The sequence below is a fragment of the Nocardiopsis rhodophaea genome, from assembly GCF_039530945.1.
In the GTDB taxonomy this organism is placed as follows: domain Bacteria; phylum Actinomycetota; class Actinomycetes; order Streptosporangiales; family Streptosporangiaceae; genus Nocardiopsis_C; species Nocardiopsis_C rhodophaea.
The window spans coordinates 26,004-46,817 of sequence record NZ_BAAAPC010000027.1 but is presented as its reverse complement, the minus strand read 5'-3'; the positions used below and the strand labels follow the sequence as shown (position 1 = coordinate 46,817).

14 protein-coding genes are annotated in these 20,814 nt (G+C 72.1%); 4 read left to right on the top strand and 10 right to left on the bottom strand.

Going from position 1 to position 20,814, the window contains the following annotated elements; genetic code table 11:
* Window positions 1-252: 252 nt before the first annotated feature.
* Both tesB and ABD259_RS23570 read right to left on the bottom strand, forming a co-directional pair.
* The gene (gene tesB, locus ABD259_RS23575; RefSeq protein WP_344101538.1) at window positions 253-1,167 is read right to left on the bottom strand and encodes an acyl-CoA thioesterase II; all 915 of its coding nucleotides are present in this window, start codon (window positions 1,165-1,167) and stop codon (window positions 253-255) included.
* Window positions 1,160-3,328, bottom strand: coding sequence for an ATP-dependent DNA helicase UvrD2 (locus tag ABD259_RS23570; RefSeq protein WP_344101540.1), 2,169 nt, complete (start codon window positions 3,326-3,328; stop codon window positions 1,160-1,162). Before ABD259_RS23570 ends, tesB begins: the two co-directional genes overlap by 8 nt.
* A 450-nt stretch (window positions 3,329-3,778) precedes the next feature.
* Here ABD259_RS23570 and ABD259_RS23565 point away from each other — a divergent pair, with 450 nt between their 5' ends.
* Window positions 3,779-4,039, top strand: coding sequence for a mycoredoxin (locus tag ABD259_RS23565; RefSeq protein ID WP_344101542.1), 261 nt, complete (start codon window positions 3,779-3,781; stop codon window positions 4,037-4,039).
* Between the two features lie 72 nt (window positions 4,040-4,111).
* A complete protein-coding gene (locus ABD259_RS23560; RefSeq protein ID WP_344101544.1) occupies window positions 4,112-4,582 on the top strand; it encodes an ANTAR domain-containing response regulator in 471 nt (156 codons plus the stop codon).
* An 85-nt stretch (window positions 4,583-4,667) separates the two neighbouring features.
* Here the strand turns inward: ABD259_RS23560 and nudC are convergent, their stop codons facing one another.
* Window positions 4,668-5,630: an NAD(+) diphosphatase gene (nudC, locus tag ABD259_RS23555; RefSeq protein WP_344101546.1), complete on the bottom strand. Its 963-nt coding sequence runs from the start codon at window positions 5,628-5,630 to the stop codon at window positions 4,668-4,670.
* 103 nt (window positions 5,631-5,733) lie between these two features.
* Window positions 5,734-7,116, bottom strand: a complete 1,383-nt coding sequence (locus ABD259_RS23550) for a dipeptidase (protein WP_344101548.1) — start codon at window positions 7,114-7,116, stop codon at window positions 5,734-5,736.
* A gap of 384 nt (window positions 7,117-7,500) precedes the next feature.
* Here ABD259_RS23550 and ABD259_RS23545 point away from each other — a divergent pair, with 384 nt between their 5' ends.
* The gene (locus tag ABD259_RS23545; RefSeq protein ID WP_344101550.1) at window positions 7,501-8,778 is read left to right on the top strand and encodes an acyltransferase family protein; all 1,278 of its coding nucleotides are present in this window, start codon (window positions 7,501-7,503) and stop codon (window positions 8,776-8,778) included.
* A gap of 50 nt (window positions 8,779-8,828) precedes the next feature.
* Window positions 8,829-9,983, top strand: a complete 1,155-nt coding sequence (locus tag ABD259_RS23540; protein ID WP_344101552.1) for a type III PLP-dependent enzyme domain-containing protein — start codon at window positions 8,829-8,831, stop codon at window positions 9,981-9,983.
* An 80-nt stretch (window positions 9,984-10,063) separates the two neighbouring features.
* Here the strand turns inward: ABD259_RS23540 and ABD259_RS23535 are convergent, their stop codons facing one another.
* The 6 genes from ABD259_RS23535 to ABD259_RS23510 all read right to left on the bottom strand — a co-directional run bounded on the left by ABD259_RS23535 (window position 10,064) and on the right by ABD259_RS23510 (window position 20,722).
* On the bottom strand, window positions 10,064-13,438 hold the full coding sequence (locus ABD259_RS23535) for an ATP-dependent helicase (protein WP_344165317.1): 3,375 nt from the start codon (window positions 13,436-13,438) through the stop codon (window positions 10,064-10,066).
* A 133-nt stretch (window positions 13,439-13,571) separates the two neighbouring features.
* Window positions 13,572-17,153, bottom strand: coding sequence for an ATP-dependent helicase (locus tag ABD259_RS23530; RefSeq protein ID WP_344165314.1), 3,582 nt, complete (start codon window positions 17,151-17,153; stop codon window positions 13,572-13,574).
* 51 nt (window positions 17,154-17,204) lie between these two features.
* On the bottom strand, window positions 17,205-17,522 hold the full coding sequence (locus tag ABD259_RS23525; protein WP_344101556.1) for an MGMT family protein: 318 nt from the start codon (window positions 17,520-17,522) through the stop codon (window positions 17,205-17,207).
* Between the two features lie 165 nt (window positions 17,523-17,687).
* A complete protein-coding gene (locus ABD259_RS23520; RefSeq protein WP_344101558.1) occupies window positions 17,688-18,098 on the bottom strand; it encodes an SPW repeat protein in 411 nt (136 codons plus the stop codon).
* Between the two features lie 268 nt (window positions 18,099-18,366).
* Complete coding sequence (moeZ, locus tag ABD259_RS23515; RefSeq protein ID WP_344101560.1) at window positions 18,367-19,545, bottom strand: adenylyltransferase/sulfurtransferase MoeZ; 1,179 nt, start codon at window positions 19,543-19,545, stop codon at window positions 18,367-18,369.
* 28 nt (window positions 19,546-19,573) lie between these two features.
* Window positions 19,574-20,722, bottom strand: coding sequence for an alpha/beta fold hydrolase (locus ABD259_RS23510; protein ID WP_344101562.1), 1,149 nt, complete (start codon window positions 20,720-20,722; stop codon window positions 19,574-19,576).
* Window positions 20,723-20,814: the final 92 nt, after the last annotated feature.

Genomic DNA, 20,814 nt, shown 5'->3' with positions numbered 1-20,814 from the left:
CTTCACGGTCGGGCCGACGGGATCTCTCCCGGGCCATTGCCTTCGTCGACGGATTAAACCCTAGAGGGTGGCGATCAGGACCGGCAACCTATTTTTGACCTGCGATGCTGGCCGAATCTGGCCGGAACTCACTGGGAATTTTCCGGGGGTTCGCGGGGTTTACCGCGCCATTTCGGCGGCACGTCGGCACGGACGCGCGCGACGCCGCGCGTCCGGTCCCGCCGCCTCCGCGACCTCGCGATGTGCGGCCGGTCAGGACTCCGGCCCGGACTCCGGGTCGGGAACGCGGATCAGCCCCTCCTGCACGACGCTGCACACCAGCTCACCCTCGCGCGTGAAGACCAGCCCCCGGGCGAGGCCGCGGGCGCCGACGGCGGTCGGGGTCTCCTGGGCGTAGAGCAGCCACTCATCGGCGCGGAACGGACGGTGGAACCACATGGCGTGGTCCAGGCTGGCCATGAAGACGCCGCGGTCGGACCGGCCGTGCCGGAGCAGGACGGTGTCGAGCAGCGTGGTGTCGGACGCGTACGTCATCAGGCACACGTGCAGGAGCGGGTCATCGGGCAGCTTGCCCTCGACGCGCAGCCACACGGGGTTGTCGAGGGTCCGCAGCGACGGGTCGCGCTCGACCTCCCAGGACAGCGGACCGACCGGCCGCAGCTCGATGGGGTGCCACCCGGCGAAGCGGGGCACCTTGCCGAAGGCCGCGAGCAGCCGGTCGCGCATGGTGGGGAGAGCGTCGGGTCCGGGAACAGCGGGCATCTCGGCCTGGTGCTCCAACCCCGGCTCGGCCAGGTGGAACGAGGCCGACAGCGTGAAGATCGGCTTGCCGTGCTGGATGGCGACGACCCGGCGGGTGGTGAACGAACGGCCGTCGCGCACCCGGTCGACCTCGTAGACGATGGGTACCGCGGGGTCGCCGGGGCGGATGAAGTAGGCGTGCAGGGAGTGCACGTGCCGGTCGGCCTGGACGGTGCGCCCGGCCGCGACCAGGGCCTGCCCCGCGACCTGGCCGCCGAAGACACGCTGCGGCCCCTCGTCGGGGCTGTTGCCGCGGAAGATGTTCTCCTCGATGCGCTCCAGGTCGAGGATGCCGAGCAGGGCGTCGAGCGTCTGGCCGCCCCGCCCTTCGTCCTGTGTGGCCGCGGCGCGCCGTTCCTCACCCATCCGGCTGCTCCCCCTCGTCCTCCCGATCCGCCTGGCCCGCCGCCGATAGGGCCGCAGGGGGCTCCTCGCCCGCGCACAGCGCCAGTACCGCCGCACCGTACCGCTCAAGCTTCACGGCCCCCACACCGGCTATGCGCGATAGCTGGGAGACGTCGCCCGGCACCCTTTCGGCCACCGCCTGCAGTGTGGCGTCGGTGAAGATGACATAGGGCGGCACCTTCTGCTCCTGGGCGGTCTCGCGGCGCCACGCCTTGAGCCGGTCGAGCAGCTCCTCGTCGTAGTCGGCCGGGCAGTCCAAGCACCGGGAGAGTTTGCGCTCAGCGGCCTCGATGAGGGTATTCCCGCAGATGCGGCAGTGCACGACCTTGGGCTGCTTGCGGCGCTCGGCGCGGCCGCTGGCGAGACTGGGCGACGCCGGGCGCAGGCCGTCGAGGAACCGCGAGGGCTTGCGGCTCTTGCGCCCGCCGGGCGAGCGCGCCAGCGCCCACGACAGCGCGAGGTATTCGCGGGCCCGGGTGACGCCGACGTAGAAGAGCCGCCGCTCCTCCTCGACCTGCTCGGACGACTCGGCGTAGACGATGGGCAGCATGCCCTCGGTCAACCCGACGAGGAAGACGGCGTCCCATTCCAGGCCCTTGGCCGAGTGCAGTGAGGCCAGGGTGACGCCCTCGAACTCCGGGGCGTGCTCGGTGGCCACACGGGCGTCGAGTTCGGCGACGAACTCCGCCATCCCGACCCTCTGCTTGCCTGCGCGCTCCGGCTCCTCACTCGCTCGATCGCCATCGCGTCGCGGCTTCGCCGCCGCCACGTCCTCGGCCAGCTGCGCCAGCGCCGCAAGCGACTCCCAGCGTTCGCGGGCCTGGCGGCCCTCGGGCGCGGTGTCGGTGAGCCCGAGCGGGGCGAGGATGTGCCGGACCGTGGTGATCAGCGGCTCGTCGCCGGCGCCTTGGCGCGCCCCGCGCAGCGTGTGCACGGCCTGCTTGATGACCGGCTGTTCGAAGAAGCGGGTGCCGCCGCGCACGGTGAACGGGACCCCGGCGTCGGCGAGCGCCTGCTCGTAGGCGGCCGACTGGGAATTGGTGCGGAACAGCACCGCGATTTCGCGGGCCGGGGTTCCGGACTCGATCAGCACGGCGATCTTGCGCGCCACCGAGGTGGCCTCGGCCGGTTCGTCGTCGTACTCGGTGTAGGTGGGGTCGGGGCCGTCGGGGCGCTGCGCGACCAGCTCCAGCCGGTGCTCGGCCGCTGCGCCGCGCGCGTGCTTCAGGGCGCCGTTGGCCACCCGGACCACCTGCGGGGTGGACCGGTAGTCGCGGACCAGCCGCACCACCGTGGCGTGCGGGTAGGCGGCGGAGAAGCGGGTGAGGTAGGTGGGTGTGGCCCCGGCGAACGAGTAGATGGTCTGGTTGGGGTCGCCGACGACGCACAGGTCGTCGCGTTCGCCCAGCCAGGCGTCGAGGAGCAGCTTCTGCAGCGGGTTGACGTCCTGGAACTCGTCGACCACGAAGTAGCGGTACTGGTCGCGGACGCGTGCGGAGATCTTCGGGTATTCGGTGAGCATCGCCGCGGTGAGCTCCAGCATCGACTCGAAGTCGAGCAGGTTGCGCTCGCGGCGCAGCTCCTCGTACTCCTCGTAGACGCGGGAGACGTCGTGGGCCGCCATGGGGGCGGTGCGCCCGGCCTTGACGACGGCCTTCTCGTAGTCGGTGGGGCGGACCTGGGTGACCTTGGCCCATTCGATCTCGGTGGCGAGGTCGCGCAGACCCGTGCCGTCGACCTGCAGGCCGCACGAGTGGGCGGCGTGGGCGACCACCTGGATCTTGCTGTTGATCAGCGTGGGCTTCGGCCCGCCGATGGCATCGGGCCAGAAGAAGGAGAGCTGACGCAGCGCGGCGGCGTGGAACGTCCGGGCCTGCACGCGCGGTGCGCCCAGGGCGCGCAGTCGCCCGCGCATCTCACCGGCGGCGCGGGTGGTGAAGGTCACGGCGAGGATCTGCTGCTCGGTGGCGACGCCGCTGGCGACCGCGTGGGCGATGCGGTGCGTGATCGCGCGGGTCTTCCCGGTTCCGGCACCCGCCAGGATGCACACCGGGCCGCGCAGGGCGCGCGCCGCCTCCAGCTGTTCGGGGTCGAGCCCTTCCAGCACGCGATCAGGATTCATGCATCCGCTCCCGGGACCATCCCCGCGGCGGGCGGGGAAGTAGGCGAACCTCTCGTCGACTCCGGCCACACGGCGCACCGCACGACCCTGCGGCACGCCGTGTCGCATCGGCCGCGCTCGGCCGTGTCAGCCTCAGTCACGCGGGTCAGTCTCTCAGGTCTCGGGCGGCGACGCGCCTATCACAGTATGGGGGAGCGCCGGGGCCGTCCCGCCACGCGCCGCGGGGCTGTGGACAGCGAATTTTGTCGCGACGGACGAGGTCGTGGACGAGTTGTCTCCAGAACCTGGCACACTCCATTAGTCCCGGCCGGTGGGACACTTTCCGGGAACCTCCGCCGACCGGCAAGCGTCCCACCAGCTGACATCCGAATGCCGGGGGGAAGCTCAGCGGGGTGTCCGGTGTTGGTAGTAGGCGGTGTTCCCGTTCGCATGGAAGAAGGAGACCTCCCTATGGCCACCCCGACCACCGCTCAGATCACCATGTACAGCACCCCCTGGTGCGGATTCTGCAAGCGGTTGAAGAGCCAGCTCGGACGTGAGGGGATCGCGCTCGACGAGGTGAACATCGAGCAGGACCCGGCCGCGGCCGAGTATGTGATGAACGTGAACGGCGGCAACCAGACGGTGCCGACGCTCGTGTTCGCCGACGGGACCGCCCTGACCAATCCGTCGCTCGCGCAGGTCAAGGAAAAGCTCGCGGCGCAGTCGTAGGTGTCCGGCCGTCGTCCGGCTCGGCCGGGGGGGCGGCCCGACGCCCCGGGCTAGGAGAGAGAACTGGGGGAAATGTACGTGAAGCCGCACAGCACAGTCAGTGGTGAGGAGTCCGCCGCGCTGATCCAGCGGACCCCGACGGGATGGCGGGTTCACGACGGCGAGGAGCTTCCCGACCTGCTCAACGCGATGGTCCTCGCCGATCTCCTGGTGGCCGAAGAGGGCGGGGCGGTGTCCGCGGGCACCGCTCCGCCGCGCGCCGTCGAGAACGGCTCGGAGGTCGAGCAGCTGCGCCTGACGGTGGCTCAGCTCCAGCACGCGCTGCACACCCGGGTCGTCGTCGAGCAGGCGATCGGGGTCCTCTCCGAACGCCACCAAGTGCCGCCGCGCCAGGCGTTCGAGCGGTTGCGCTCCGCCGCCCGGTCGCGCGGCCGCAAGGTCGCCGACCTCGCCCGCGAGGTGGTGCAGAGCAGCACCGACCCGCTCGTCCCCCTGCCCGACGAGCTCACGGCGAAGGGGGCGGTCGACAACGGGTCCGCCTAGAAGGGGGGCCGACCTGCGGGGACAGTGGCGGCTCGGTCGGGTACCGGCCGCGCCGACTCCCCTCGCAGCCACGGGCCAGGGCCCGCTAGCCCGGCAGTGCGCCGCCGTACCACTCCTCGATCAGGACGCGTGCGATCGACACCGCGCCGGGCAGGATCACGTCGCCGCTCTCCACCGCCGCGCGCAGCTCCTCCCGGCTGAACCAGCGCAGGTCGGAGAGTTCGTCGAAGTCGGTGCGCTCTGCCTCGCCGATCGCCCTCGCGAAGAACCCCAGCATCAGGCTGCGCGGGAAGGGCCACGGCTGCGAGGCCAGGTAGCGCGGCTCCGTCACGGCCACGCCGGCCTCCTCCGCGACCTCGCGGATGACGGCCTGCTCCAGCGACTCCCCCGGTTCCACGAAACCGGCCAGCGTGGAGTACCACTTCTCCGGCGCTTTCGGCGTGTGCCCGAGCAGGCACTGCTCGACGCCGTCGACCTCCCGGTGGACCAGCATGATCACGGCCGGGTCCATGCGCGGGAACTGCTCGGTGCCGTCCTCCTGGCAGATCCGCACGTGCCCGGATGAGGCGGAGCGCGTCGGGGCGCCGCAGACGGGGCAGAAGCGGTGCGTGCCGTTCCAGTTCACCAGGGCGATGGCGTGGGTGAGCAGACCGGCGTCGCGGTCGTCGAGCAGCGCCCCGACCTCGCGCAGGGAGGCGCGCCGCGTCCCCTCGACCTCCGGCAGGGCGCCCTCGCCGTGGGCGCTCAGCGCGAAGTAGGCGTGGCCGTCGCCGTCGACACCGAGCAGGTAGTGGTCCCCGTCGGGGGCGTCGTCCGGGGAGACGAAGAACAGGCGCGGTCGGTCGCCGACGGTCTCGACCAGCAGCCCGGACTGGCGCCCCGAGAGCGCCCGCCACCCGTAGGACCCCGGCTCCCCTGCCTCCAGGACCAAGACCCGCGTGGCGGGGTCGGCCCAGGCCTTGTCCAGCCATGCGGCATCGTTCCGCCGGTGCGCCGCCATATCGACGGTGCCCCGGGAGAGCGCGGGTCGCTTCGATGATCCTTGCATGCCGACCTTTCACAGGGTCCGAAGAACGGGAGAATGCGGGCTGGGGGCCGATCAGGGAGGGCGGCGGCCGGTCCGCCACCGCCCCGCCGACGGACCGCGTGAACTACATCGTCGTGCTTCTCCCCAGTTCGTCCCACAGGTAGGCGACGCTCTCCGCACCCTTGAGCAGGAGCGGGACCTCGACCTTCTCGTTAGGCGCGTGGATGCGGTCGTCGTCCAGGCCGACCGCCACGAACACCAGTGGGGCGCCGAGGATGTCGGCGATGTCGGCCTCGGGTCCGCTGCCGCCCTCGCGGGTGAACAGCACCTCGGTACCGAAGGCCGTGCTCATCGCGTTGCGGGCGGCGCGCACCGCGGTCGAGTGGATGTCGGACGCGCAGGCACGTACACCGGGCCCGGAGAACTCCACCTCGGCGCGCAGGCCGGGCGGGGTGTGCGCGGCGACGTACGCGCGCAGGCCCTCCTGAACGCGGAGCGGCTCCTGGCCGGGGACGAGCCGGAAGCTCACCTTGGCGTGGGCTGAGCGGGGCACGATGGTCTTGGACCCAGCGCCGGTGTGGCCGCCCCACATGCCGTTGATCTCGGCGGTCGGCCGCACCCAGACGCGTTCCAGGGTGCTGTATCCGGCTTCCCCGGCCGTGGCGGTGCTGCTCGCAGTGCGCAGCCACTCGGCCTCGTCGAACGGCAGCCGGGCGATGAGCTCGCGCTCCTCCGGGCTGATCTCCACGACGTCGTCGTAGAAGCCGGGGACGGTGACGCGGCCCTCGGCGTCATGCAGGCCGGACAGCAGGCCGGCCATCGCCTGCAGCGGGTTGGGGACGGCGCCGCCGAAGGACCCGCTGTGCAGATCGACCTCGGGGCCGTACAGGCTGATCTCGCAGTCGGTCATGCCGCGCATGCCGACGCACATCGAGGGGGTGTCGGCGGCCCACATGGTGGTATCGGAGATCACGACGATGTCGCAGGCGAGCCGGTCGCGGTGCTTTCTGAGCAGCTCGGCGAAGTGCGGGGAGCCGCTCTCCTCCTCGCCCTCGACGAGCAGCTTGATGGTGACGGGCGGGGCAGTCGCACCGGAGGCGGCCATTCCGGCGCGCAGGCCAAGCGTGTGAAAGAGCACCTGGCCCTTGTCGTCGGAGGCACCGCGACCGATGAGGCGGTCGCCGTCCTCGACGGGCGCGAACGGCTCGGTGCGCCACGCCTCGACCGGGTCGACGGGCTGCACGTCGTGGTGGCCGTAGATGACCACGGTGGGCGCCTGCGGATCGGCGGCAGGCCACTCGGCGAAGACCGACGGAAGTCCACCGGTCTCCCAGATCTCCACGGTCGGAAAGCCGGTCGCGGTCAGGTGCTCGGACAACCACTGGGCGGACCGCCGGACGTCGACGTGGTGGTCCGGGGCGGCCGATATGGAGGGAATGGTCAGCCATTCCTTCAGCGCGGCGACGAACTCGTCGCGGTGTTCTGCGATGTAGGTGCGCGCATCCATTGGCGGGCCGCTGTCCTTCCACGAAGCTGATGGGACTTCTATCGAGCCTAGACCCGCTCTCGCGCCTCCGCGCACGCTGTCTCCGCACCGCGGAGCCCGCCGGCCGCGGGGTCCGGCGGCGGGGCGGAGATCAGCCCGCGCCGCGCGCGTGCGGGCACCCCGCCGACGCGACCGGGGATCACCGTGGGGGAAAAGGTGAAGGAGCGGGTACCGGGCCGCGCCGCGAGCCGACGGCTCGGCCGGCCATCACGAACGCGCGCTGGGTGCTGCAAGTGGTACCCGCAGCGGGCATCACATCCGTGAACGGGCCGTACCGACGGGACACCGTGCCGCCGCGACGCTGAGCCGGGCGGTGGGCGTCGTCCTGCGAGGCGGCCGTGGCGAGTGGGGGTGATCACCTTGGGCGGCGACGCCGCTGCCCCGGTTCCTCCCCCGGGGACGCCGTCCGGCGGACCGATGGGGCGCCTGCGTGCGGCTGCCGTGCGGCTGGAGCGGGCCACACCGCCGAGCCGGGAGCGGGCGATCGACGGCCTGCGGGCGATCGCGATCGTCGGGATCGTTCTGGGCCACTGGATGGTGGCGGCGCTCGTAATCTGGCAGGACGGCGGGCTGCGTGCTTCCAGCCCGCTGCCGTCGCTGCCCTGGATCGGTCCGATCGGGTGGGGCGTGCAGCTGCTCGCCCTGTTCTTCCTGGTGGGCGGATACGTGTCCGCCCGCAGTCGGGGCAGGTCCGACTATCCCGCCTGGTTGAGCGCTCGCCTGTTCCGGCTGGGGCGGCCGGTGGTTCTGGTGACGGCGGTCTGGGGGGTGCTGCTGGTCGCCCTCCCCCTGCTCGGTGTCCCGCCCGTGACGGTGCGGACCGGTGCGGTGCTGGTGCTCCAGCCGCTCTGGTTCATCGGCGTATTCCTCCTCATCACGGCGCTGACGAAGGTGCTGTTCGCCGCCGACCGGCGCTTGGGCGCCGCGGCCGCGCTCATCCCCCTGGCCGTCGTCGCCCTGATCGACCTGGCGCGCTTCGGGCCGTGGGCCGCGGCGGTCCCCGACGGGGTCGGGTACGTCAACGTTGTCCCCGCCTGGATGTTCGCCTTCCAGCTCGGGATCGCCTGGGCCAACGGACGCCTCCGGCGCGCCCTCGCGCTCGCACTGGTCGTCGTCGGGACCGCCGGTCTCGTCGTGCTGGTGACGCGGCTGGGGTACCCGGCGGCCCCCATCGGGTATCCGGGGGCGGAGCGCTCCAACCTCAATCCGCCTTCGCTGTTCGTTCCCGTGCTGGCGATGGCGCAGATCGGCGTGGCGGTTCTCCTCCGCGACCGGCTGGACCGGCTGCTCCGGCGCCCGCTGCCGTGGGCCGGTATCGCCGTGCTGAACCTGAACGCGCTCACCGTCTTCTGCTGGCACCTGACGGCGCTGTTCGTCGTGAGCGCGGCCGGGTCGGCCTGGGGTGTGGTGCCCGGCCTCACGTCGGTGCCCGACAGCGCGGGCTGGCTGCTCGCGCGGGTGCCCTGGCTGGTGCTGTTCGCGGCGGTGCTGATCCCCGTGAGCGCCGCGCTGCACCGATTCGAGCGGCCGTGGAGCGGGACACTCCTGGGATGCTGGCCCGTGCGGGTCGCTGTCGGGGCGGCCGCCATCGGGTACGCCTGGGCCGCGATCTTTCTGCTATAGGGCCCCATGCTGGGTACTACCTCCTCCAGCGAACGGCTGTAGGAGCCCCCATGATCGAACTTCCGAAGCGCGTCCGTGAGCACGCGCTCGGCATCACGCCCGAACGACTCCCCGCCTGCGTCTATGACCTGCCGCGGCTCGATGAGGAGATCCGCCGCCTCCGGGAGCGCCTCCCCTCGGCGATCGAGGCCCACCTGTCCCTGCACGATCCCCCACCGGGTATGGCCTCCGCCCTCGCCCCGCATGTCGCCGGGTTCGAGGTGTCCTCCTCCGCCGCCTTGCGGGGGCTGCGCCGGGAACTCCCGCGAGCGCCGGCGGCCCTGCGCGGCCCGGGAAAGGGGCCGGATGACATCGCCCAGGTCCTCACGTCCGAAGGGACGACGATCCACGTCGATAGCACCGGCGAGCTACGCCTGGTGGCTCACCGCGCCGAGCAGGCGCAGCGCACCGCCGACGTCCTCCTGCGCGTCGACCCGCCGACCGAAGACGGCGAACCCGACCCGGCGAGCAGCGGGGTCGGCGCCGGAATGGACCTCGCCGCCCTCGTGGAGTGCGCGGAGATCCTGCGGGCCGACGTGCGCGTCCGTCTGCGCGGGTTCAGCGCCGACATGCTGCCCGGCCTGGGCGCGACGGCGCTCGCCGACCGGGTCCGCCAGTTGATCCGGTGTCTGCGCCCGTGGGGGGAGATGTTCGGCATACGGGCCCCTCGATACGCGATCGGTGGCGGCGCCCTGGGCCAGCCCAGCACCGGCGAACCCGCGTTCGACTGGCAGGAGTACGGCGCGCTCCTGGCCGAAGCTCTCGTTCCCGGTGAGACATTGCAGGTCACCCCGGTTTCCCACCCGGGAGCCTGGTGCGGCTGGTACCTGACCCTCGTGCTGGATGTGAAGCGCAACCACGGGCATGCCTACGCCGTGGTGGCGGGCGGTGCGCGGGCGGCGGAAGCCGCGGTCGGCGAGGACGGCCGAGCGGCCCTCGGGGTGATACCCCTGGACGACAGCTGGGACCGTCCCTGGACCCGCCCCGAACTGGTGGACGAACCCGTGACGATCACGTTCCAGCGCTCCGGCATGGAGCAGGTGCTGGTGCGCGATGTCCACATCGACCGGCTGCGGACCGGCGACGTCCTCGCCTTTCCCTACCTCGGTACGGTCACGGCCGATAGCCCGCCGGCCGCCCCTCAGGTGCACTGCCTGACGCTCTGACACGCCACCGCCTCCCCGCGGCTTCCCCGGCCGGCGGCCGGGCGACGCGCGTGCGGCGGGACCGCGCCGGTGGCGGCCCTTCAGTCCGCTTCCGGCAGCCCCTCGATCAGGGCCGCCAGCCCATCGCCGTCGAGCAGGTCGGCCGGGCGGATCGTCTCCCCCGCGCGCACGTAGTGGAAGGCCGCGCGGACGTTGGCGAGGGGAACACCGGCCAACTCCGCCCAGGCGATGCGGTAGGCCGCCAACTGCACCGCGACCGCCGCACGCTCGCGCTCGTTGCCGGGCGGCCGCCCGGTCTTCCAGTCCACGACGTCGTAGTGGTCGTCGCCGCGGTCGTAGAACACCGCGTCCATGCGCCCCCGGACCAGGCGGTCACCGATGATGGTCTCGAAGGGGACCTCCACGTCCAGCGGGGTGCGCCCGCCCCACTCGCCCTCCTCGAAGCGGCGCTGCAGGTCGGCAAGGTCGTCGTCCACCTCCACGGCCGTCTCGTCGGCCGCGCCGGGCAGCTCGTCCGGCACCAGCAGGCTCTGTTGGCCGAACCGCTGCTCCAGCCAGGTGTGGAAGGCGGTGCCACGGCGGGTGTGCGGGGCAGGAGGGCGCGGCAGCGGTCGGCGGATCTGCCGGGCCAGCGTCGCGGGGTCGCGCGCCAGCGACACCAGGGACGACACCGACAGGTGCGCTGGAAGCTCCACCGGAATCGCGCCGTCCGCGGGACGGTCCCCGGCATCGCGGTGGGCCAGCAGCAGCTCGGTGTCGCGGCTCCACCCCTCAAGTCGGCGCCGCATCGCCGCGGGCATGTCGGCACGCTCTAGCGTCTCCAGCCATTTCCGGCCCTCGGCGTGACTACCGGCGGCGGCCCGAGCCACCAGTTCGGCGCCCTCGACCACCTCGCGGTACCGGCGCGCCGCGTTGCCCTCGTACTCCTCGGGTGGCTGCGGCCAGGGCACCGGTTCCGCCTCGGTGGTCTGCGGGTTGGTCTCGTCGTCGCCGGGTTGCGGAGCCCAGTGCGCCACGCCGCCCGCTCCCGCCGCGCACGCCTCGCGGATCTCCTCCAGGAACGGCGACGGGCCGCGCTTGCTCGCGCTGGCGCGCCCCCACCAGTGGCCGGTGCACAGCAGCGCGAAGGACGCGCGGGTAACGGCGACATAGGCCAGCCGCCGCTCCTCCATCAGGTGCCGGTCGCGGTCGGCCTTCCTGAACCGGACGATGCTGGGTTTGTCGACGTCGTCGAGCCGGGGAAGGCCCGCGGCGTCGCCACGCAGCGGGAACGGGAGCTGCTGCTCCTGGGTGAGCCACCCGCCGCTGGCCTTCGGCTTGGTCGGGAACAGCGGGTAGCGGCCCCCGGACAGCCCCGGCACGACGACCAGCGGCCACTGGAGCCCCTTGGCGGCGTGCACGGTCATCAGCTTGACGGTGTCGCTGCCGCCGACCCGCTCCCCCGGGTCCAGCCCCTTCTCCGCGTCCTCGGCGGCGCGCAGGTAGGCGAGGAACGTTCCGAGTGAGGGGTCCTCGCTGTTGCCGACGAAGCGCACCGCCGCGTCGACGAACGCGTCGAGGTCGGCGCGGGCCGCCATCGGGTCGCGGCCGGCCCGCGCTTGGACCTCGATGTCCAGGCCCAGCACCCGCTCGATCTCGGTGATCAGGTCGGGCAGGGGCTGGGTGGCCTGCCGGCGCAGTCCGCGCAGCTCCTCGGCGAGGGCGGTGAGCCGCTGGTAGCCGATGTCCGAGTAGCGATCGGCCGGGCCGAGGTCGTCGAGGGCGTCGACGAGGCTGCCGCTCTCAGCGGTCACATCAAGGACAGTCCGCCGCAGCAGCTCCTCTTCTGCGTCCTCGGCCGCCTCGTCCGGTTCCGCGGCGGACCCGCTGAGGTCGCGGCGGACCTCCCTGGCGAGCTCGGCGGCACGGTGGCCGAGCGCGACGAGGTCCCGCGGCCCCATCCGCCAGCGCGGCCCGGTCAGCAGCCGGGCGAGTTCGTTGCCCGCGTTGGCGTCGTGGATGACGCGGAGCGTGGCCACAATGTCGCGTACCTCGGGAACCGTCAGGAGCCCGCCGAGGCCCACGACCTCCACGGGGATGCCGAGCTCCTCCAGCGCCTCCCGCAGCGCGGGGAACTGGGAGCGCTTGCGGCACAGGACCGCCACGTCCCCGTACGTGATCGCGGCCCCGCCCTCGTCTTGGGGCCAGGGGTCCCCATCGGGGGCAAGGTGGCCTGGGTTGTTCAGCGCCTTCTTGATACGCGCGGCGATCCAGGCGGCCTCCTCCGTCTCGGTCCCGAACAATCCGCAGGTGACCTTGCCGCGCCCGCGCCGCGCCGCGCCGGGGTAGAGCACGGGGACGTACTCGGCTTCCTCCCGCAGGGGTTCGGAGAGCAGCTTGGCGGCCTGCAGGACGCGCTCGCCGTTGCGGAAACTAGTGGCGAGTCGGCGCACGGGGGCCGGTCGGCCCGGGGCCTCGGGAAAGTCCGTGGGAAAGCCGGTGAGGTTCCCGGAGCTCGCCCCGCGCCACCCGTAGATCGACTGGCAGGGGTCGCCGACGGCGGTGACGGGGTGGCCGTCGCCGAAGAGAGCCCGGAGCAGGAGCAACTGGGCGTGGCTGGTGTCCTGGTACTCGTCGAGCAGCACCACCCGATACCTGCTGCGCTCGATCATCCCGACCTCGGGGTGGCGCGTGGCGATACGGGCCGCCAGCGCCACCTGGTCGCCGTAGTCCATCACCTCGCGCGCCGCCTTGGCGTCGGTGTAGCGCTCGATGAGCGGCAGCAGCTGCTCGCGCCGACGCTGGGTATCGAGCAGGTCGCGGGTCTCCTTGAGCCGCTTGGGCAGCGCTTGGGCGCGCTCGGCCATCCATTCGCCGACGCCACGCACGTCGTCCGGGGTGCGCAGGTGGTCGGCCAGCTCACCGGCCAGTTCCAGCATCCGCCCGGTGACGGTGCCGGGGGTGACGGTGATGGCGTCCATGGGGCCGTCGTACTCCGCCACGATGCGGGCGGCGAGCTGCCAGGACTGGCCCTCGCTGATGAGCCGGGCGGTGGGTTCGATGGCCTCCCGCAGCGCGTGGTCGCCGACCAGGCGGGCGGCGTAGGAGTTGTAGGTGGAGACCATCGGATCGCCGTCGAGGACCTCGCTCGGCACCTGCTCGGTGGCGCGCAGCTGGTCGAGCCGCTTGCGGACGCGTTCGGCCAGCTCGGCGGCTGCCTTCCGGGTGAAGGTCAGGCCGAGGACGTGTTCCGGGCGCACGTGGCCGTTGGCGACCAGCCAGACCACCCGTCCGGCCATGGTCTCGCTCTTACCCGAGCCCGCACCGGCCACCACCACGCTCGGCCCGAGAGGGGCGGAGATGACGGCGGCCTGTTCGGCGGTCGGCTCGGGCTGCCCCAGCAGTCGGGCCAGCTCGGCGGGCGTCAGCTCGCGGCGGGGGAAGGCCGCGGCCTCTTCGGTCAGTTCCTGGGTCACGTGCACGCTCTTTCCGGATGTTGAGAACGTCTCCCGGTGATCACGGGCAGACGATCGCTCCCGCCGGTCCTGTCCCGCCAGTCCCCGTGATCACCGAGGGAAAGGTCCGGGAGGCGACGCAGCTCAGGGGTAGTCACACGCGTTTTCCTTCGTCGTGGGCGGGGCAACTGGAGCGGACCGGGCAGGAGTCGCAGTGCGGGTTGCGGGTGGCGTCGAAACGCGACCCCGACATGCCGTCGGCGACCTCGCGCACCAGGGTCCGCGACCACTCGGGGTCGGGATCCGCTTCCAGCGGCGGCTGCCGCTGGTCGCGCGCCTGGTTCTTCAGCGCCGCCTTACCGACCTGGACGAGCTCGGCGCCACCCGGAGCGGTCAGGCCGAACTGGGCGAACGCCGACTCCAGGACGGCGAGCTGGTAGACGCCGAGCTGCGGATGGCGGGCGAGCTCGTCGTCCTTGGGGCGGCCGCCGCCCGTCTTGATGTCGACGACCACCGCCCGACCCTCGGCGTCGCGCTCCAGCCGGTCCACGCGGCCGGTGATCTCGATGCCGTCCAGCTCGACCTTGAAGCCCTCCTCGGTGACGACGAGTTCCCGCTCATTGCGCTCGTGCCAGGAGATCAGCTTGCGCACCATCTCGTCGGCGCGCTCGCGTTCCTTGCCCGCGTACCAGAGGCCGCCGAAGTCCAGTTCCGACCAGATGCCGTCCATCCGGCGCCGGATGTCGTCCATGCTCGCGCCCTCGGCGACGAGGACGGCGACCGCGTGCACGATACTGCCGAGTGCCGACGACATTTCCATGGCCGAGGCACCGGCCGCGCTCTCCAGAAGCCAGCGGAGCCGACAGGTCGTGAACTTCTCCACCTGCGACGGCGACACCCGGATCGTGCTGTCCTCGTCCACCAGCGGGCGGTCATCGGAGAACGGGGTGAGCGCGTACCACTCCGAGGGATCGGCTCCGCGCACACCCTCCGCCGCGAGCCGTGCGAGGTGCGCGGCGGCGGCGCGTCGCAGGGGGGCCTGGCGGGAGGGGTCGGTGACAACCGAGCGGAGGTCGGCCACAAGCGCGGGCAGGGAAAGCCAGCGGCGGCCCGTGTTCACACGCTCGGGCGCGCCGACCCCGAGTTCGTCGAGGAAGCGCGACGGGCGCTCCTCGGTGTCGTCACCACCGACGGCGGTGACGACGAGCGTACGCCGCGCCCGGGTGACGGCCACGTAGAACAACCGCCGCTCCTCGTCGAGCAGCTTGGACGCCACAGCCGCCCCAGAGCTGTCGGCGAACCCCGTGACCGTGTCGACGAGTTGCTCCACGCCGAGCAGCGACCCGCGCAACCGCAGGTCGGGCCAGTGCCCCTCTTGGACACCGGCGACCACGGTCAGGTCCCACTCCAGCCCCTTGGAGCGGTGCGCGGTCAGGATCCGCACCGACTCCCCCTCGGGGGCCCGTTCGGCGAGGGTGTCGGAGGGGATCTCCTGGGCCTCCAGGTCCTCCAGAAAGCCGGCGGGGGACCCCGGCGGTAGCCGGTCACAGTAGCGTGCCGCGCTCTCGAACAGCGCGACGACGGAGTCGAGGTCGCGGTCGGCCGCCGCTCCGCGCCGCCCCCCGGCCTGGCTGGCCTTGAGCAGCCGGTCGGCCAGACCGCTGGCGCGCCAGACCTCCCACAGCACGTCCTCGGCGCTGGCACCCGCGGCGGCGCGGTCGCGAACCAGCTTCAGGTGGGCGGCCACCCGGACGGCGGGAGCAGCGATCTCGGGGTCGACCAGGGTCAGCTCCCGCGGATCGAGCAGGGCCTCGGCCAGCAATGTTCGCGAAGGCCGCGGGCCGCGTTGTTCCGCGCCGTCACCTCCGCCGGCCCCATCGACGCCCTCGACGCCCCCACCGGGGTGCCCGCCCGCATCGAGTGCACTGGCCTCGGCGACCTCGCTCGCCCACTGGCTCGCCGCTGTATACGGCTCCTCGCGCTCACCATCTCCCTCGACTCCACCGCCGACACCCATCAGCCTCCGGCCATCAGGGTCGACGCCTCCGCTCGCTCGACGGTTCGCGGCTCCGCACCCCCCCTCGCGCTCACCATCTCCCTCGACTCCACCGCCGACACCCATCAGCCTCCGGCCATCAGGGTCGACGCCTCCGCTCGCTCGACGGTTCGCGGCTCCGCACCCCCCCTCGCGCTCACCATCTCCCTCGACTCCACCGCCGACACCCATCAGCCTCCGGCCATCAGGGTCGACGCCTCCGCTCGCTCGACGGTTCGCGGCTTCGGTGTCCAGCCGGAGCCGTCGCAACGCCCGCCTCAAGCGGCGCAGCCGGACGGCGTCAGCGTCACCGAAGGCGCTGGTCAGCAGCTCGTGTGCGGTGTCGTCGTCCAGGGTGTGGGGGTAGAGCGCGCAACGGAGGAGCAGCAGAAGCGGGCGCACCAGCGGTTCGGCGGCCAGCGGGAGCTCGTCGCCGCCGACCGCCACCGGAACCGACGCGGCGGCGAGCGCGCGGCGCAGCACGGGGATCTGGCGGGTGGCCGAGCGGACCAGAACAGCCATCCTGGACCACGGGACGCCGTCGACCAGGTGCGCGCGGCGCAGCGTATCGGCGATGACGGCCGCCTCCTGCGTCGGGCTCTCCGCCATGAGCACCCGCACCTCGCCCTCCGGAGTGCCGGGGGCCGGGGCAAGGGCGCGGTGGGCGTTGACCGGGCCGCCGCCCGGGGCCGGTGCGGCGGGCAGGCGGCGGGCGGCCCCGCGTGACGCGGCGAGCAGGGCCGCCCCGCTGCGGCGACAGGTCTGGAGCGCGACGACGGGGGCGGGGGCGCCCGCCATGGTGGGGAAGCGCTGCGGGAACTCCAGGATTCCGCGCACGTCGGCGCCCCGGAAGCCGTAAATGGACTGGTCAGGGTCGCCCACGACAACGAGGTCGCGCCCGTCCCCCGCGAGCCCGCGCAGCAGTTCCTCCTGGGCGGGGTCGGTGTCCTGGTACTCGTCGACGAACACGACTCCGCGGGCGGCGCGCTCGCGCGCCTGCACGCCGGGGTCGGCGAGCAGATTCGCGGCGACGCGGACCAGCTCGGCGTAGTTGAAGGTGGGCATCGGCGCGATATCGAACCGCCCCGTATAGCGGTCCAGGAAGTCCCCGACGGCGACCCAGTCGTCACGCCGGAACTCGCGGCCGAGCCGGTCCAGGTCGGCCGACCCGAGGCCGCGTTCCTGCGCGCGCATCAGGAAGTCACGCAGCTCCTCGGCGAACCCGCGGGTGCGCAGGGCCGGGCGCAGCCGCTCGGGCCACATGGGCGCGCCGTCGTCGGCCTCTCCCGCCAGCAGCTCACGCATCTCCATGAGTTGCTCGGGGCCCGACAGCAGGCGCGGCGGCAGATCCCCCTGACGCTGGAACTCGCGGCGGATCAGGGCGTAGGCGTAGCTGTGGAAGGTGAGCGCCAGCGGTTCGCGGGTGGTGCGGCGCAGCCGGGCGGTGATGCGTTCCCGCAGTTCCTGGGCCGCCTTGCGGCTGAAGGTCAGGACCAGGACCCGCGACGGATCCACGCCCCGGTTCTCGATGCGGTCGACGACCGCCTCGACGATCGTCGTGGTCTTCCCCGTGCCCGGCCCCGCGAGGACCAGCAGCGGGCCGCCCTTGTGGCCGACCACGCGCTGCTGGTTCTCGTCCAACGCGGGCGGCGGCGTCTCGTGATGTACACGACGCACGAGGCGGTATGGGGAGGAGTTCACCCCTCCTAGTTCACCAGATGCTCGCGACCAACAGAGGCACTCCGCCAACTGTCACGACACACCGTCCCATCGCGCCGCACGCATATCGACGCGGTGGCCGCCGGAACGGAGCGGGGTGGCCTCGGCGGCGTAGTGCTCGCGGGCGCGGACCTCGTGGCCGGGTGGCGGGGTGCCGTCGGTGCGCAGGACGCGCCACCAGGGAACGCCGCCTCCCCAGGCCGACATCACCGCGCCGACCTGGCGCGGGCCGCCCTCGCCCAGGTACTCGGCGATGTCGCCATAGGACATCACCTTGCCCGGAGGAATGCGTTCGACGATGTCCAGGACGCGTTCGGCGTACTCGTCGGGGTGGGAGTCGGGTCGGGCCATGCCCCGACCCTAGCCAGTGGTCTCGCCCACCATGCCGGGGCCGCCTCCTCACCTCCGTTGGTCTGGGAGATACCGGGGTAATGCCGGGCGATCATGACCCCGGTATCTCCCAGACCAGCGAAGGGACGGACGGCACCTGTGGTGACGGCTCGGTGTGGGCAGGCCTCATGTCCGGGCGGTTCCGTGCGCGCCCGCTCCGCGTGCCAGGTGGGAGGGCCTGCCCCTGCGGTGCGCCCTGTTCGCCATCGGCAGGTCGACGGCTCCGACCGCGGCGATCACGACTCCCAGAATCCACGCCGTCCATGCCCCGGCCGCGACGTCGGCGAAGCCGACCAGCCACGGGGAGAGGAACATGAACGCGCCCAGGACGATCATGACCGCCTCCGAGGCGATCAGCCCGGGGCGGGTGATCGACAGGACCGCGGCGAGCACGGTCAGCAGGCCGGTCAGGTAGAGGGCGAGCATGGGGGCACCCACCATTCCGTGCCAGGCGAAGCTGATCGCGGCGGCCACGCCTGCGGCCACGGCGACCCAGTCCTCCCAACGCCCCGTGATCTTTATGCCCCTGATCTTCATGGAGCACCTCCCCCGACGGGCGGTTCTGCGTCGGCATTGGATTTGTTGTTCGTACCCAATGCGACCTGGGTCGCAACCAGGGCTGTCGCGGGCTGCCCGGGTGAGGCCGGCGCGAACCGCGTGGCGGAGAACGTTCTGTCAAGCGGCGCCGATCGGCCCGAAGACTTCCGAACACGGCGAGGGCCGCCGCGCAGCCGTGGCTTCGCGGCGGCCCTCAGAACCCCGATGCCGCGGACCCCGCCCGGGAGCGGGGCCGCGGGCCTCGCGGCTAGTAGGTCGGCAGGCTCGGGTCGATCTGATGCACCCAGGACAGCACACCGCCGCCCAGGTGGACGGCGTCGCTGAAACCGGCGCCCTTGGCCGCCGCCAGGGCCTCGGCCGAGCGGGCTCCGGACTTGCAGTGCAGCACGAGCTTCTTGTCCTGCGGCAGCTTGGCGAACGCCTCGCCGTTCAGGAACTCGCCCTTGGGGATCAGCACCGCGCCGGGGATGTTGACGATCTCGTACTCGTTCTTCTCGCGAACGTCGACGAGCTGGAAGTCCTCACCGTCGTCCATCATCTTCTTGAGCTCGGCGGCCGTGATGGTGGACCCGGCGGCGGCCTCCTCGGCCTCGTTCGACACCGCGCCGCAGAACTCCTCGTAGTCGATCAGCTCGGTGATCGTGGGGTTCTTGCCGCACAGCGGGCACTCGGGGTCCTTGCGGACCTTCACCGACCGGTAGCTCATCTCCAGGGCGTCGTAGATCATCAGCCGCCCGACGAGCGGGTCACCGAACCCGGCCAGCAGCTTGATGGCCTCGTTGACCTGGATGGAGCCGATGGACGCGCACAGCACGCCCAGCACGCCGCCCTCGGCGCAGGAGGGGACCATGCCCGGCGGCGGGGGCTCGGGGTACAGGCAGCGGTAGCAGGGGCCGTGCTCGGCCCAGAAGACCGACGCCTGGCCGTCGAAGCGGTAGATGGAGCCCCAGACGTACGGCTTGCCCAACAGCACGCAGGCGTCGTTCACCAGGTAGCGGGTGGCGAAGTTGTCCGTGCCGTCGACGATCAGGTCGTAGGGCTCGAAGACGCGGAACGCGTTGTCGGAGTCCAGGCGCTCCTCGTGCAGGACGACCTCGACGTTGGGGTTGACCTCGCGGATGGAGTCGCGGGCCGAGACGGCCTTGGGGCGGTCGACGTCGCTCTGCCCGTGGATGATCTGACGCTGCAGATTGGACTCGTCCACCACGTCGAAGTCGATGATGCCGAGCGTTCCCACCCCGGCTGCGGCCAGGTAGAGCAGAGCGGGCGAGCCGAGTCCGCCGGCACCGACGACCAGCACCTTGGAGTTCTTCAGGCGCTTCTGTCCGTCCATGCCCACGTCGGGGATGATCAGGTGACGAGAGTAGCGTCGCACTTCGTCGACGGTCAGCTCGTCGGCTGGTTCGACCAGCGGCGGCAGCGACACAGCGGCTCCTCGATGTTCCTCGATGGCGTCACGCCCCCTCGGCGTCGTCCGCCGGACGTGCCTGGGGATGGGCACGTGACGTGCTTCCTCTCATACCCAACCTACGGGGTGGGGTTTGGCATTCCCACCCCGGGGACGTCTTCTCATCAGCGCCCGCGTGGACGCCCCCACCAGCACCCTCGTCGGCACCCGCCATCGACGCGGCCAGAAACGGACGCATTTCCCGTGCCACCCGCTCGGGCTGCTCCTTCATCGGCACGTGCCCGGTACGCGGCATCAGCACCAGCCGGTTGTTGGGGAAGGTGGCGGCGGCCCGCAGGGCCATGCGCGGGCGCACGAACTTGTCGCCGATGCCGTAGATGAGCAGCGTGGGCCGATGGATCGCGGCGGCCTGACGCCACAGCGCACGGGGTCCGCGTCGCAGGTACTCGGCGACCAGGCCGCGCAGCGACCCGAGCGTCGCCGCGTGCGCGTAATCGTGGGAGTCCCGTTCGCGCTCGGCCTCCAGTTCTTCCAGCACGCGCTTCGCGGGCGCCGCGGTGGGATCGTAGAAGGTGGCGTCCAGCAGGCTCTGCACCCGCACCTCCGGCGGGCGGCTCTGGATCCGTGTGTAGGCCCAGGGTCCGATCACCGGCACCAGCGCGCCCGTCATCTGCACCGGGATGAGCCGGGGCAGGAGGTCCGGCAGCGCGGGCGAGATGAGGGTGAGGCTACGCACCAGCTCCGGGTGCTCGGCGGCCAGCCGCACGGCGACGGTGGCGCCCAGGGAATTGCCAACGAGGTGCACCGGGTGTTCGCCGGAGCGAACCAGGTCGCGGATGACAGCGGCGTGCGCGTCGACGCCGTAGTCGAGGTCGGGTGGCGGCGGCGACTTCCCGAAGCCGGGCAGGTCCGGCGCATCGGCGGTTGACCCCTGGGACAGTGCCCCCATGAGGTCGGTCCAGTCGGTGGAGGCCCCGCCCAGGCCGTGCACGTACACCATGCGGCCGAGCGCCCTCTCGGCGGCGCCGCCGTAGTCAGCGTCATCGGCGCGCTCGACCGCGCCGCCGACGCCGCCCACATCCCGGCGGACGAAGATCCGCCGTTCGCCGAGTCGCCGGAACACCCCCGGCCACGCCTCGATCGGTTCGGCCATCACGCCTCCGTCGCGTTCGCTCTTCATCACGACTGTACGCATCTGGACCCTTGCAGTGTGGGCCAATCACAGACCGGGGCTTTCCCGTGTCGTTGGACACATCGGGGTAGCGTGAGGGCGAACCCAGTGCAATG

What these genes read in the sequence shown, in the direction of transcription:
- nudC (WP_344101546.1), bottom strand. Translation starts at nt 5,630, where the DNA reads ATGCAAGGATCATCGAAGCGACCCGCGCTCTCCCGGGGCACCGTCGAT.
- ABD259_RS23550 (WP_344101548.1), bottom strand. Translation starts at nt 7,116, where the DNA reads ATGGATGCGCGCACCTACATCGCAGAACACCGCGACGAGTTCGTCGCC.
- ABD259_RS23520 (WP_344101558.1), bottom strand. Translation starts at nt 18,098, where the DNA reads ATGAAGATCAGGGGCATAAAGATCACGGGGCGTTGGGAGGACTGGGTC.
- ABD259_RS23525 (WP_344101556.1), bottom strand. Translation starts at nt 17,522, where the DNA reads ATGGCCCGACCCGACTCCCACCCCGACGAGTACGCCGAACGCGTCCTG.
- ABD259_RS23565 (WP_344101542.1), top strand. Translation starts at nt 3,779, where the DNA reads ATGGCCACCCCGACCACCGCTCAGATCACCATGTACAGCACCCCCTGG.
- ABD259_RS23510 (WP_344101562.1), bottom strand. Translation starts at nt 20,722, where the DNA reads ATGCGTACAGTCGTGATGAAGAGCGAACGCGACGGAGGCGTGATGGCC.
- tesB (WP_344101538.1), bottom strand. Translation starts at nt 1,167, where the DNA reads ATGGGTGAGGAACGGCGCGCCGCGGCCACACAGGACGAAGGGCGGGGC.
- ABD259_RS23560 (WP_344101544.1), top strand. Translation starts at nt 4,112, where the DNA reads ATGTACGTGAAGCCGCACAGCACAGTCAGTGGTGAGGAGTCCGCCGCG.
- ABD259_RS23540 (WP_344101552.1), top strand. Translation starts at nt 8,829, where the DNA reads ATGATCGAACTTCCGAAGCGCGTCCGTGAGCACGCGCTCGGCATCACG.
- ABD259_RS23570 (WP_344101540.1), bottom strand. Translation starts at nt 3,328, where the DNA reads ATGAATCCTGATCGCGTGCTGGAAGGGCTCGACCCCGAACAGCTGGAG.